Here is a 12,219-nt window from a genome sequence, read left to right on the forward strand (position 1 = left end):
TTCGCGGCGTATGCTATCTCATGGCAGACCTCCTGTACTCGATCTACGCCGTGGCGGTGCTCGTCGTCGCGGTCGGCGGCCTGCTCGGGGTCGTCTTCGCGACGCCGGACGTGACCGACGAGCGGGAGTACAAGTACGAGGCGCTGGCCGTCGTCGCCGCCGTCTTCGTGCTGGCGTTGGTCGGCAGTTTCCTCCTGTAGCGACCGTCTCGACCGGCGGGACGATTCGCTCGAGTAGTCACTTCATTATATAGAGCACACTGTTGGCCTTTATTTCACAACGTTGTAGCCGACTGCTTTGCTGCACATTTACAATGTTGTATGTGCATTCCCCGGTATGGAGTACCACGACTCAGAGACGGCGACGGCGGTTGCGGGTCGCGTAGCGGACTTCATGGACGAGGTCGTCATCCCGCGCGAACGCGAGGCGCTCGCCACCGGCGAGCGGATCTCGACGGCCGAGATCGAGGACCTGTGGGAGCAGGCCGAGGAGCGCGACCTGTTCGCGCCGCAGGTCCCCGAGGAGTACGGCGGGCAGGGACTGGACTTCAGCGACATGCTCCCCTCCTTCGAGCAGGTCGGCCGCTCGCTGATCGGCGCGCTCGCGATTCGGGCGAACGCGCCCCAGGAGGGGAACATGCACACCCTCGAGATGGTCGGCACGGAAGACCAGAAGGAGGAGTACCTCCGCCCGCTCGTCCAGGGCGAAATGTCGTCGGCGTTCGCGATGACCGAGCCCAAACAGGGCGGCGGCTCGGATCCGAAGATGCTCCAGAGCACGGCCGTCAAGGACGGCGACGAGTGGGTCATCAACGCCCACAAGTGGTGGACTTCCGACGGACTCGACGCCGACTTCTACCTGGTGATGGCCCGGACCGATCTGGACGCCCACCCCTACGAGGGCACCTCGATCATCCTCGTGCCGCGCGAGGCCGACGGCGTCGAGGTCGTGCGGAACATCCCCCACGTCGGCGGTCACGGCATCACCGAGCGCGAGGGCGGCCACGCCGAAGTGAAGTTCGACAACGTCCGCGTCCCCCTCGAGAACACGATCGGCGAGGAGAACGAGGGCTTTCGCATCGCCCAGATGCGACTCGGCGGCGGCCGACTCACACACTGCATGCGCTACTCCGGGATGGCCCAGCGATCCCTCGAGATCGCGAAGGCCTACCTGCAGGAGCGGGAGGCCTTCGGGACGAAACTCGAGGACAAACAGGCGCTACGCCACCGCATCGCCGACGCCGAGACGCGGCTGCACGCCGCCCGCTGTATGGTCCGCCACGCCGCGCGCGAACTCGACCGCAGCGACGCCCGCATCGAGGTCGCCATGTCGAAGATGTTCACCGCGAACGTCACGCAGGACACCATCGACCTCGCCCTGCAGTGCTGCGGCGGCAACGGGATCGGGAAGGACCTTCCGATCGCCCACTTCTACGAGAACGTCCGCGCGTTCCGGATCGTCGACGGCGCCGACGAGGTCCACCGCCGCTCGATCGCCCGCTGGGCCTTCGACGACGTCGACGAGACCGAGATCGAGAACGCGCTGCAGTTCGACGAGGACCTGCGCATCGACGCGCTCGACGAGTAACGGACGCCGTCCGTCGGCGGCATTTTTGCGTCAGTAGTTGGTAAGACGGCTTCTTTAACAGAGTGTGAATCAGCGTTCAGTACAGGCGGAGGTGGTACTGGAGAGGCTGTCACTATCTCCGATAGATGTCAATAACTGCGTACTGAATGCAGAGCGTTTCTCCTGTTCATTCGAGAAGACATAGCTAATTGCTAGGAAGGCTTATTGTCATAAAGAGTGTTAAAATAATTATGGACGAGGATGAAGGGAGCCTAAATGGAGATATTGAAGCTAGAATGGAGAATGCGGACGGAGATTCTGAAACTTCAGCCCTCCAGTCGATGGGATACATAGATAATGGAACTGGGATGGGTCGGAGGGAGGAAGATTCTACGGATTCTGGACAGTCAGTTCTCCAGACGGTCTTACTGATAACAGTAGCAGTATTCTTCGGGGGTTCTCTCCTGTACTTCCTCATAACGGGTGTCTTGGCTATATTCGGTGTCTCCCTGTAGCGAGTCGTTCCCTCTATGATAACTGTCTGAAGAATCCGCTTTCAACGCAATACTCCTGATTTCAATTACTGCGACCCCACACCATTTGCGATGGGGGGTGTGGCTTCCCATCGGTGCCACGGTAACGGCGTAGGTCGCCCGTCTAGGAACGGCAGCGCCAGACGGCTCAGACCCGCTCGATGATCGTCGCGATCCCCTGTCCGAAGCCGATACACATCGTCGAGAGCGCCCGCTCCCCGCCGGTGCGCTCGAGTTCGTGGACCAACTTCGTCAGTAGCGCCGCGCCGGTCGCCCCCAGCGGGTGGCCGTGGGCGATGGCGCCGCCGTTGACGTTCACGTCCTCCCAGGAAACGCCGGTCTCCTCGAGCCAGGCGGCGACGACCGAGGCGAAGGCCTCGTTGACCTCGAAGAGGTCGATGTCCTCGAGTTCCAGATCGGTCTTCTCGAGGACGCCCTCGGTCGCCGGCATCGGGCCGGTGAGCATCGTCACGGGATCGACGCCGACGACCTCGGTCGCGACGATGCGGGCCATCGGTTCCCACCCGTGGGCCTCGGCCGCCTCCTCGCTGGCGATCAGGAGGGCCGACGAGCCGTCGACGATGCCCGAGGAGTTGCCGGGATGGTGGACGCCCTCGCCCTCCTCGCGGAAGGAAAGCGGGAGGCTCGAGAGCGTCTCGAGGTCCGTCTCTGGTCGCGGGTGCTCATCTCGGTCGACGGTGACCGGCTCACCGTCGAGTTCAGTCTCCACTGGCACGATCTGGTCGGCGTACCGACCCTCCTCCCAGGCCTCGCCCCAGCGCCGCTGGGAGTCGACGGCGAGTTCGTCGAGCTCCGCGCGGTCGAAGCCGTACTCCTCGGCGATCCGTTCGGCGCCCTCGCCCTGGTGGGTCAGTTCGTCGAAGTACTCGAAGTAGGTGTCCGTGACGGCGCCCTCGCCGGCCACGCCGTCGGCCCCGTCGGACCCGAGCGGGACGCGGGTCATGTGCTCGACGCCGCCGGCGACCAGGACGTCGTGCTGGCCGGCCATCACGCTCGTCGCCGCGAAGTTGGCGGCCTGCTGGCCGGAGCCGCACATCCGGTTGAGCTGGACGCCGGGGACGCCGTCGCCCCAGCCGGCGACCATCGGCGCGATGCGACCGATGTTGAGCCCCTGCTCGTCGACCGGCGTCACGCAGCCGTAGATCACGTCTTCGATCGTATCGGGGTCGAAGCCGGTTCGCTCCTCGAGGGCCTCGAGCGGCGTCGCCGCCAGATCTTGCGGGTGGGTGTCGCGAAGGGAGCCGTCCCGCTTGCCGAACGGCGTCCGGACCGCGTCGACGATGACTGCATCGTTCATGTGATCTGGTCGCACGGCGAGCGGGATAGTCGTTCCGTCCGGCTGGGAGCGTCTCCGTCCACAAAACGGTCCCCCACTCGAGCCGTCCGCACGCCGACGACGCGGCGATCCTCGAGGCACTCCGTGCACTTATTTGGGGCCCAGTAGCGACCATCGCGTATGGACGACGATCTCGATGCGGTCCGAGTGGCGTTCGACGACGAGACCGGCGTCGGCACGATCGCGATGGACCGGCCGGACGCGCTCAACGCGCTGAACGACCGGCTTCGGGCGGACATCATCGCCGGCCTGCAGCGCCTCGAAGCCGAGAACGAGGACGCCGAGGGCGTCGCCCTGCGGGCGGTCGTCCTCGAGGGCGCCGGCGAGAAGGCGTTCTGCGCCGGCGCGGACGTCGGCGGCTTCTCGGAGGCGTCGGCCGGCGCCAGTTCCGAGCGGGACCACTACGAGTTCATCCGGGACTTCCCGGCGCCGGTGATCGCGAAGATCGACGGCTACTGTCTCGGGGGCGGCCTCGAGACCGCGCTCGCCTGCGACTTCCGGCTGGCGAGCGAGTCCAGTACGCTCGGCTTTCCCGAGGTCAACCTCGGGCTCCTCCCCGGCGCCGGCGGCGTCCAGTACGTGACGAAGCTGGCCGGCCCCGCGGTCGCGAAGGAACTGGCCATGACCGGCGAGTACATCTCCGCCCAGCGGGCCGCCGACGAGGGGATCATCAACCACGTCTACCCCGACGAGGAGTTCGAGGACGAGGTCGACGCGTTCGTCACCGACCTCGCCGGACAGGCGCCCCTGGCGGTCCAGGCGATCAAGGACTCGGCGCACATGGCCGTGCAGTCGGGACTCGAGGAGGGGCTGCGCTACGACGCCCAACTCTTCGACGAACTGCTCGGAACCGAGGACCACGCGGAGGGTGCGGCCGCGTTCGACGAGGACCGCGAACCCGAATTCGAGGGCAAATAGTCGCTGTAGACCGGTCCTCCCGACATCGTGAGGATCGATAGAATCGGTGTTCGGTGGTGCGCGCTGGCTCGCGGTGGAGCGAATCGGCTGAAGGGGGGAGGGGGTAGAAATCCTAGCCGCCAGTGAGAGCGGAATACGACGGGACGATTCACCTACCGTGGCAACGGGGAATTGTCATGCCCTCCCCGGCCGATTTCTGCTCACGGGCGCGAAGCGCCCTCTGCTCACGGCCTCCGGCCGTTCGCACGGTATGCGAGACCTCTGGTCTCGCACTATTCGCACGGTTCGCGGAACCTTCGGTTCCGCGCTAACGTTCGCTCCCGTTGGTCGCTCACTCGTCCCTCGCACGACGTCGCCGATCGCCCTCGCAATCGCTCGGCCGACCGCCGGCGCGCGCCACCGCAAACGGTCGAGCGCTCCGCTCGAGGGATCGTTGCTGTCCTCCGGTCGCGCTCTCGATCCCAGTCACCACCACTACGATACGGCGAGAACGACCGACGGGAACACGACCAGCGGGACGGTCTCATCGAGATGGCGCCGATCTACCGCGAGGGACACAGTTATGCGTTCAGTCACCGAACCGTCACGAAAATGGTACACGGATCGCCCGACTCGAGCCGGCGCCCGATCGGCCGGAACCGCGCGCTCGACCCCGCCCGCGAACGGATCGCTCGAGGTGGTCCCCGTGCCGACTAAGCCCCTCTCGGAACTCGAGGCGATGGTCGGCGACTCCCGGACAACCGTCGAGGCGTTCCGGATCGAGCGCGGCAAGGTCGAAGAGTTCGCGCGGGCGATCACGGAGTCCGACCCGCTCTTTCGCGACGCGAGCGTCGCTCGAGACCGCGGCTACGAGGCCGTTCCGGCGCCGCTGACGTACGCGCAGGTGAGCCGGTTTCCGCGGTACCGGCCCGACGGCCTCGAGGGGCAGGGGAAGGGCTTCGACCTCGGCTTCCGACCCGAGTACGTCCTCCACGGCGAGCAGGCCTACGAGTACGAACGGCCGCTGCTCGTCGGCGACGTTTTAACGGGGACGACCACGCTGAGCGACGTCTACCAGCGCGACGGCGGCCGGGCCGGCTCGATGACCTTCGCCGTCTACGAGACCGAGTACCGCGACGAGAGCGGGGGCCTCGTGCTCACCGACCGCGTAACTGCTATCGAGACCTCCGGTGCCGTGGGGGGCGAGGGAGACGACGCCAACGGTGACGACGATACCGGCAACGACGAACCGCAGCCGGACTCGAGTGGTAGCAATAATGCCGGTAACGCCGACACCGACGCGACCGTCGATCCGGAACCGGCGGCCAACGGCGGAGCGGTACCGGCCGCCGAGCCGGTCGATACCGTTCGCTCGCTCGACGGAGTCGACGTCGGCGACGGCGGTCCGACGGTGGTCGTCGAGGACCTCGAGCGCAAGCACTTCGTCAAGTACGCCGGCGCGAGCGGCGACTTCAACCCGATCCACTACGACGAGCCCTACGCCCGCGGGGCGGGCAACGAGAGCGTCTTCGGCCAGGGTATGTTCACCGCCGGCGTCGCCTCGCGCGTCGTCACCGATTGGTTCGGCCTCGAGTCGATCACCGCCTTCGGCGTTCGCTTCCAGTCGCAGGTTTTCCCCGGCGATACGATCGTCGCGACCGGCGAACTCGAATCCGTCCGCGGCGAGGAGGGGGTCGTCGAGGTCGCCCTCGAGGCGACCAACCAGCACGGGGAGACGCTGCTGACGGGATCGGCAACGGCATCGCTCGAGGAGTGAACGGCCGCGGACCTCGGAGAAACACGTCTCGCACGGCGGACTCTCCCGGATGGCGCGACGGCCGCCGCGAGACGACGATCGCGGCGGACCGACGTCGGCGTGGCGAGTGCCGACGCGTACTATTTTGTCGTCCTCGGCGCAACGACCGACACGAACATGCGAACACGCCCACACCGTCGCCGACCGAGAGTCGTCGTGTGCAACCGACGCGAGACCGAGTACGGAGGCTCCAGCCGATGACCGTCGTCGTCCCGCCGCACGTGGTCGGCGGGAGCGGTTCGGATCTGGTCGCCGAGATTCGCGACCGTCGGCCCGGGATCGACCTCGAGCACGCCGACGACGACGAGTTACTCGAGGCGGTGACGGACGCCGAAGTCCTCGTGACCAGCCGGCTCCCCGAGGACGTGCTGGACGCGGCCGAGAACCTGCGCTGGGTGCAGGCGCTCAGCGCGGGCACCGACGAGTACGATTACGACGCCCTCGCCGCACGGGACGTCGCCCTGACGTCGGTCTCGGGCATCCACGCGCAACCGATCGGCCAGCAGGTACTGGGGTATCTGCTCCACTTCGAACGGCGATTCGATCGGGCGATCGCCAAACAGCGCCGGCGCGAGTGGGAGCGCCACGGCGGCCGCGAACTCGGCGATCGAACGATCGGTATCGTCGGCGTCGGCGCGATCGGCTCGCAGGTCGCCGACTACTGCACCGCCTTCGACGCTCGCGTCGTCGGGACGAAACGCGATCCCTCCGACGCGCCCGCGGCGCTGGACGCCGTCTACGGACCGGACGACCTCGAGTCCGTCCTCGAGGACAGCGACTACCTCGTCCTCGCCTGTCCGCTGACCGACGAGACCCGCGGACTGATCGACGCCGACGCGCTGGCGGCGCTTCCAGACGACGCGGTGCTCGTCAACGTCGCCCGCGGCGAGGTCGTCGAGCAGTCGGCGCTCGTCGACGCGCTCGAGGCGGGCGACCTCGGCGGCGCCGCGCTCGACGTCTTCGAGGAGGAGCCCCTTCCCGAGTCCTCGCCGCTGTGGGACCGCGACGACGTGCTCGTGACGCCCCACATGGCGGGCTCGACCCCCCACTACTGGGAGCGGTGCGCCGACGTCTTCCTGCGAAACTTCGACCGATTTCAGGCGGGCGAGCCCCTCGAGAATCGCGTCGTCTGAACGCCTTTTTTCCCGACCCGGGCATCCATGCGGTGCCGTTTGCGATGACTCGCGGCACACTCGTACGATACAAGTATCGGATCGGTTTGCTTTCATCAGACGTGATTTTTCGTCCCGTAACGCACCCGTCCGGGCCGCGTCTCTCGGCAGCAGAAGAGCTATTCGAACTCGACACCATCGCCTCGAGAATCCGCGCGAGTGCCGCCGGTCGTTCCGGCGAGACGCACGACCGCTGGGACTCCCGCGAGATATTGACGCTCGTGACTGTTATCGGACGTGACGCCTCCAGAACAATGCTGGCCCGTTGATTAATAGTCATCTCTTCCGAATGAGCGGATGGGATGGGGGTCGTTACGAAACTCAAGCAGTTCGTCGGCGACGAGGGAGAGCTCTACGAGTGCCGGAACTGCGGCGAGAAATTCGATCACGAGCCCGAGGCGTGTTCGACCTGTGGCTCGACGGAAATCGCTCACTACGAGTTCTGAGCGGGGCCGAAGGCGGGTAGAGAGTCGAGGCACACGGGTGCACAGCGACGGGTCCAGCGACGAACGCATCCGTCTCGAGCCCCTCGATCCGAGTATGGCCGATTCGAACGCGAGCCGGACGGCGTCGACGATCCGGTCCCTCGAGCGCTCCGCCGGAACGGTGCCGCCGAGCGAGACGGAGACGGCGACGTTCGGCGCGGGCTGTTTCTGGGGCCCCGACGCGCGGCTCGGCGCCCACGAGGGCGTCGTCCGAACGCGCGTCGGCTACGCCGGCGGCACGACGCCGGAGCCCAGCTACTACGCGCTCGGCGACCACACCGAAGTCGTCCAGGTCGAGTACGATCCGGACGAACTGTCGTACGAGGACCTGCTCGAGACCTACTGGTCGTGCCACGACTGGGCGTCGACGGCGCCGAAACGTCAGTACCGGAGCGTCGTCCTCGCACACGACGACGACCAGTACGAGACCGCCCTCGACCGGCGGACCGCGCTCGAGGATCGGGCCGGACGGTCGGCCGCGACCGATGCCGAACGCCTCGAGGGGTTCACCCGGGCCGAGGAGTACCACCAGAAGTACGAACTCCGCTCGACGCCGGTCATCGGCGACGAACTCGAGGCGCTGTACGGCGACGCGTTCGTCGACTCGACGGTCGTCGCCCGGCTGAACGGGTTCGCCGCCGGACACGGCGACCCAGCCCAGCGAGACGAACTGCTGGCGGCGCTCGATCTCCCGCCGACGGTGCGGACGGAGCTCCGACGGCGGTTCTGATCGACGCTCCAGCTCGGTCGAGTCGATCGGTAATCGTCCTTATTTGTATCTCGGGGCCGAACGACCCGCTATGACCGGTGACGACCGATACAAGGTGTTCGGGGTCTACCTCTCGGCGCCAGTGACCGACGCGCTCGAGGAGCATCTCTACGACGAAGCGGGCGTCCTCGACGTCGAGGCCTACTTCGAGGAGACCGCGGATTCGGTCCCCGTCGGCGATCCGGGCGCCGACGCGACCGACGACCTCGTCGCGGACGTGCTGGACTCCTTCGCCGACCTCTACGACCGGGCGGATTTCGCGGCCGCCGAACGGACCGCTCCCGACGCGTTCGATCTCGTCCACCTCGCGGCCGATCCGACTCGCGTCGCCGACGTTCGCGAGCGGTTCCGGGCCGCCGCCACCATTCGGGACGCCGACCTGCGGACGGTTCAGACGGCGATTCTCGGCGCCCACCTCGAGGCGGGCCCGACTGAATGAGGTACCGTCGGTGGTCGATGGCGCGGTCCCTTCACTAGCGCTGTATCGGTTCCCGACTCCGGAATACTGCTGTGACCGTGCTTCGCGGGCCGGCTATGCGTCGGGGGTTCGGCGCTCGACCATTCCGAGTCCGATCCAGGAGATGACGACCTCGTCGTGCTGGTTGATGCCCTCGAGGCGGCTGTCGACGTAGCCGCGCTCGGGATCGCTCTCGGAGACGCGCTTGTCGACGACCTCCGTCCGAACCGACAGCGTATCGCCGGGCCTGACGGGCCGGTTCCAGCGGAGTTCGTCCACGCCGCGAGCGCCCATGCTGGCCTGGTCTCGAATCGAGCCGTCGACGAGCAGCCGCATGCAGATCGACGCGGTGTGCCACCCCGATGCGACGAGTTCGCCGAACGCGGACTCCGCGGCCGCCTCCTCGTCGGTGTGAAACGGCTGCGGATCGTACCGCTCGGCGAACTCGAGGATTTCCTCCTTCGTAACGGTGTACTCACCGAACTCCTGCGTCTCGCCGACCTCGATATCCTCGTAGTACTGCATACTGCTGTCAGTGTGGTGTGGGAACAAGAGCCTATGGAAAGCGGAATCGCCGCCAGGTGCCGAGCGACGGCGTCAGGCCCGCTGTAGCTCGTGAATCGTCACCCAGTGGTCGGGATGCTCGGCCTCGTGGTCCCTGGCGTCGCGGTTGGCGTCTGGCCAGTCGGTACACTCGCGCTCGAGATCGCAACTGTCACACCGGAGCCGGTATGCCATACTATAACATCCCACGAGGCCGGTCTTAAGCGTTCGTCCTGATTGGGAACGGACGGTCCATCGGCCTGATAGATCGGTGGTTAGGTAGCGTCGAACGGGACCCCCTCACTGAAATACGTCAGTTATTGATTCCGTCGCACCCGGTCCATCTGGCGATTGTGTGTCTGTCGGGTGAGCAGTTCGTAAGGAACCAATGATTAGGGTAGAAGGAATTGTCGAGCTGAAGCCATCAAGAAGCTCGATATTGCTGTAGGAGAAGATATAATAGACCCCAATCATGATAATGGATCATGTTCTCGGATAATTTAAAAGCTCACGAGGTTTTCGGTACACAACGGAGTGTGCCTGTCAACTATGTTGAACGGGAGGATGTGGATGAAGAGCTTCTCCATAATCTGGAACGTGATCGGTTTGTCGTTATACATGGTGGGAGCAAACAAGGAAAAACGTGTTTGCGAAATCACTGTATTGAGGAAAAAGAACATGCCGTAATCAGTTGCCAATATAATAGAGGGTTTGAGGAACTCCAGAAGTCGATCTTGAAGGGTATTGGGTTTGAAACAGAAGTACTTAGGGAGCAGACGACCTCTGAACATACAAAAATCCGGGCCAAAGCGACTGCTAAGATACCTGGTTTTGGAGAAGCGGGGGGATCAGGGGAAGCCAAGGCCGGTACTACGGATAAGCAGGTCTACGAAACCCTTGAGATTGATCCAACTGATGTTAATGATATAATTAGGGCTTTAGAGGATATTAGACTGGACGGATATATTACTATTGAAGACTTTCATTATCTCCCAATTGAGGTGCAAAGAAAGTTCGCAAGTACTCTAAAAGCATTATATGATAGGACAGAAGTTACATTTGTAATCGTTGGTGTCTGGTTAGAAGAAAACCGTCTAATAGTACATAGTGGTGACTTAGCTGGTAGAGTAGTTTCCGTTGATGCAGACGACTGGAGTCCAGATGAGTTGAGAGAAGTAATTAGAAAAGGAGAGAATCGACTGAATATAAATTTAGATCATAAATTCAAAAATTACTTGATTAATAATTGTTATGATAGCGTTTTTATAGTTCAGGAAGCATGTTTGAAGGCCTGCCAGAGAAGTGGAGTAGAAGAAAAACAAGCGAGTAAGACAACTATCGCGGAAGATATCAATGCTGAAGAAGTGATTGATGAAGTTGTTGCTGAGCAGGGTGCGAAATATAGAGCGTTTTTACGGAAATTTGCAGATGGGTTTAGGAAAACAGACTATGAATTGTATAAATGGATATTATATTCGGTTGTGACCACAGACACGAATATTCTTGAAACAGGCTTAGGAATACATCAAATCATGTCGGATATAGAGGAGAAACACCCTAAAACTGACGACCTAAATCAGGGTAATCTCACACAATCCTTAGAGAGAGTTGTGGACTTGCAGATTGAAGGTAACATAGAACCGATTATCCTTGACTACAATTCAAACGATAGACGTTTAGACGTAGTCGACAACCGATTCTTGATCTGGTTAGAAAACACACCGGAGGATACCTTACTTAATCTAATTGATGTTGAATAATGATATTACAATTTCATGAATAAAATATCCTATCTAGCACGTTTTAACAGAATTCGGATAGATGGCTGCCTATTTCATTAGTTTGTTTACCTGTATTCGGTGGTTTTTGTGAGTGAATAGATGAAAGCAAAACCTACTATATCATTTTCTCGCTTTTCTCGCTGGTAATAGATTTCCGATAGAACTCTCATTCCAGGCTTCGTGAGCATAATCACACAACGGCAACGACCCCCGACAAGGGACTTGATGAATTCCAGTTCGCCGATACTGGTTCTACCTATAAACGTCCCTACGCTGTCTGTGGGTTCACGAGGAGCAAGGCGACGAGTGGGTGGAGCAGATTTGAACTACGACGTGACGTGCTCGCTTCGCTGTGCGCGTCTCGTCTAGTTCAAACTGCCATGACAATTTTTGACGACACGGACTCCTCGCTTCGCTCGTCGTATTGTGTTGTCAAAAATGGGTTGGGGCAGATTTGAACTGCCGACTTCCTCCGTGTGAAGGAGGTATCATAACCGGACTAGATCACCAACCCGCAGAGGGTTGTATCGGCGGGTCCAACTTAAGACTTCCTTTCACCGTCCGTCGGCGGACTCGTCCGCTCCGGGCCTCGAGAGCGTCGCTCGAGCGCTGCCGACCGCGTCGCGGGCCTGTCCCTCGGCTCGTCGCTCGAGGGCGAGCAGTTCGTCGCGGACCGCCTCGAGGCGGGACGGGTCCGGCTCCGGTTCGTCTCGGCCGACGGCCGCGCGAAGCCGCGTCGCGTACGGTGCGAGCGTTTCGGTGAGTCCGAGTTTGGCGTGTTCGGCCGCGCGAGCGAGGTAGTACCGGCTGTCGTCGAAGTGCTTGTTCATGCGAATCGCTACC

The 12,219-nt window shown here is 62.6% G+C and carries 13 protein-coding genes, 1 tRNA gene and 1 pseudogene; 10 read left to right on the forward strand and 5 right to left on the reverse strand.

Annotated elements, in window-relative coordinates; translation table 11 throughout:
• Positions 1-20: 20 nt before the first annotated feature.
• The 3 genes from HTZ84_RS03995 to HTZ84_RS04005 all read left to right on the forward strand — a co-directional run bounded on the left by HTZ84_RS03995 (position 21) and on the right by HTZ84_RS04005 (position 2,081).
• Entirely contained in the window at positions 21-200 is a 180-nt protein-coding gene (locus HTZ84_RS03995; protein WP_174679494.1) for a hypothetical protein, read from the forward strand.
• A 136-nt stretch (positions 201-336) separates the two neighbouring features.
• Positions 337-1,587 (forward strand): acyl-CoA dehydrogenase family protein, encoded by a 1,251-nt coding sequence (locus tag HTZ84_RS04000; RefSeq protein WP_174679495.1) that lies wholly within the window; start codon positions 337-339, stop codon positions 1,585-1,587.
• 230 nt (positions 1,588-1,817) lie between these two features.
• Positions 1,818-2,081 carry a hypothetical protein gene (locus HTZ84_RS04005; RefSeq protein ID WP_174679496.1) on the forward strand — a complete coding sequence of 88 codons (264 nt, stop codon included), beginning with the start codon at positions 1,818-1,820 and terminating at the stop codon, positions 2,079-2,081.
• 166 nt (positions 2,082-2,247) lie between these two features.
• Here the strand turns inward: HTZ84_RS04005 and HTZ84_RS04010 are convergent, their stop codons facing one another.
• Positions 2,248-3,417 carry a thiolase family protein gene (locus HTZ84_RS04010; RefSeq protein ID WP_174679497.1) on the reverse strand — a complete coding sequence of 390 codons (1,170 nt, stop codon included), beginning with the start codon at positions 3,415-3,417 and terminating at the stop codon, positions 2,248-2,250.
• 159 nt (positions 3,418-3,576) lie between these two features.
• On the opposite strand from HTZ84_RS04010, the gene HTZ84_RS04015 reads away from it, so the two are divergent.
• The 6 genes from HTZ84_RS04015 to HTZ84_RS04040 all read left to right on the forward strand — a co-directional run bounded on the left by HTZ84_RS04015 (position 3,577) and on the right by HTZ84_RS04040 (position 9,034).
• Positions 3,577-4,374 (forward strand): enoyl-CoA hydratase/isomerase family protein, encoded by a 798-nt coding sequence (locus tag HTZ84_RS04015; RefSeq protein ID WP_174679498.1) that lies wholly within the window; start codon positions 3,577-3,579, stop codon positions 4,372-4,374.
• Between the two features lie 685 nt (positions 4,375-5,059).
• Complete coding sequence (locus HTZ84_RS04020; protein WP_309138851.1) at positions 5,060-6,130, forward strand: FAS1-like dehydratase domain-containing protein; 1,071 nt, start codon at positions 5,060-5,062, stop codon at positions 6,128-6,130.
• Positions 6,131-6,366: 236 nt separating this feature from the next.
• Positions 6,367-7,302 carry a D-2-hydroxyacid dehydrogenase gene (locus tag HTZ84_RS04025; RefSeq protein WP_174679499.1) on the forward strand — a complete coding sequence of 312 codons (936 nt, stop codon included), beginning with the start codon at positions 6,367-6,369 and terminating at the stop codon, positions 7,300-7,302.
• Positions 7,303-7,643: 341 nt separating this feature from the next.
• The gene (locus tag HTZ84_RS04030) at positions 7,644-7,787 is read left to right on the forward strand and encodes a hypothetical protein (RefSeq protein ID WP_174679500.1); all 144 of its coding nucleotides are present in this window, start codon (positions 7,644-7,646) and stop codon (positions 7,785-7,787) included.
• Between the two features lie 94 nt (positions 7,788-7,881).
• Positions 7,882-8,556, forward strand: coding sequence for a peptide-methionine (S)-S-oxide reductase MsrA (locus HTZ84_RS04035; protein WP_174682526.1), 675 nt, complete (start codon positions 7,882-7,884; stop codon positions 8,554-8,556).
• A 70-nt stretch (positions 8,557-8,626) separates the two neighbouring features.
• Entirely contained in the window at positions 8,627-9,034 is a 408-nt protein-coding gene (locus HTZ84_RS04040) for a hypothetical protein (RefSeq protein ID WP_174679501.1), read from the forward strand.
• A 93-nt stretch (positions 9,035-9,127) separates the two neighbouring features.
• Here the strand turns inward: HTZ84_RS04040 and HTZ84_RS04045 are convergent.
• Together HTZ84_RS04045 and HTZ84_RS04050 are read right to left on the reverse strand one after the other, a co-directional pair.
• Positions 9,128-9,607, reverse strand: a pseudogene (locus tag HTZ84_RS04045) (MaoC family dehydratase); the annotation flags it as partial.
• 42 nt (positions 9,608-9,649) lie between these two features.
• Entirely contained in the window at positions 9,650-9,790 is a 141-nt protein-coding gene (locus HTZ84_RS04050; RefSeq protein ID WP_174679503.1) for a hypothetical protein, read from the reverse strand.
• 290 nt (positions 9,791-10,080) lie between these two features.
• On the opposite strand from HTZ84_RS04050, the gene HTZ84_RS04055 reads away from it, so the two are divergent.
• Positions 10,081-11,355 (forward strand): hypothetical protein, encoded by a 1,275-nt coding sequence (locus HTZ84_RS04055; protein ID WP_174679504.1) that lies wholly within the window; start codon positions 10,081-10,083, stop codon positions 11,353-11,355.
• 460 nt (positions 11,356-11,815) lie between these two features.
• On the opposite strand, the gene HTZ84_RS04060 is transcribed toward HTZ84_RS04055, so the two are convergent.
• Together HTZ84_RS04060 and HTZ84_RS04065 are read right to left on the reverse strand one after the other, a co-directional pair.
• A tRNA-Val gene (locus HTZ84_RS04060) sits at positions 11,816-11,890 on the reverse strand.
• Positions 11,891-11,930: 40 nt separating this feature from the next.
• Positions 11,931-12,206: a DUF7553 family protein gene (locus HTZ84_RS04065; protein ID WP_174679505.1), complete on the reverse strand. Its 276-nt coding sequence runs from the start codon at positions 12,204-12,206 to the stop codon at positions 11,931-11,933.
• Positions 12,207-12,219 lie beyond the last annotated feature (13 nt).

It is taken from the genome of Haloterrigena gelatinilytica (assembly GCF_013342145.1).
GTDB lineage: Archaea > Halobacteriota > Halobacteria > Halobacteriales > Natrialbaceae > Haloterrigena > Haloterrigena gelatinilytica.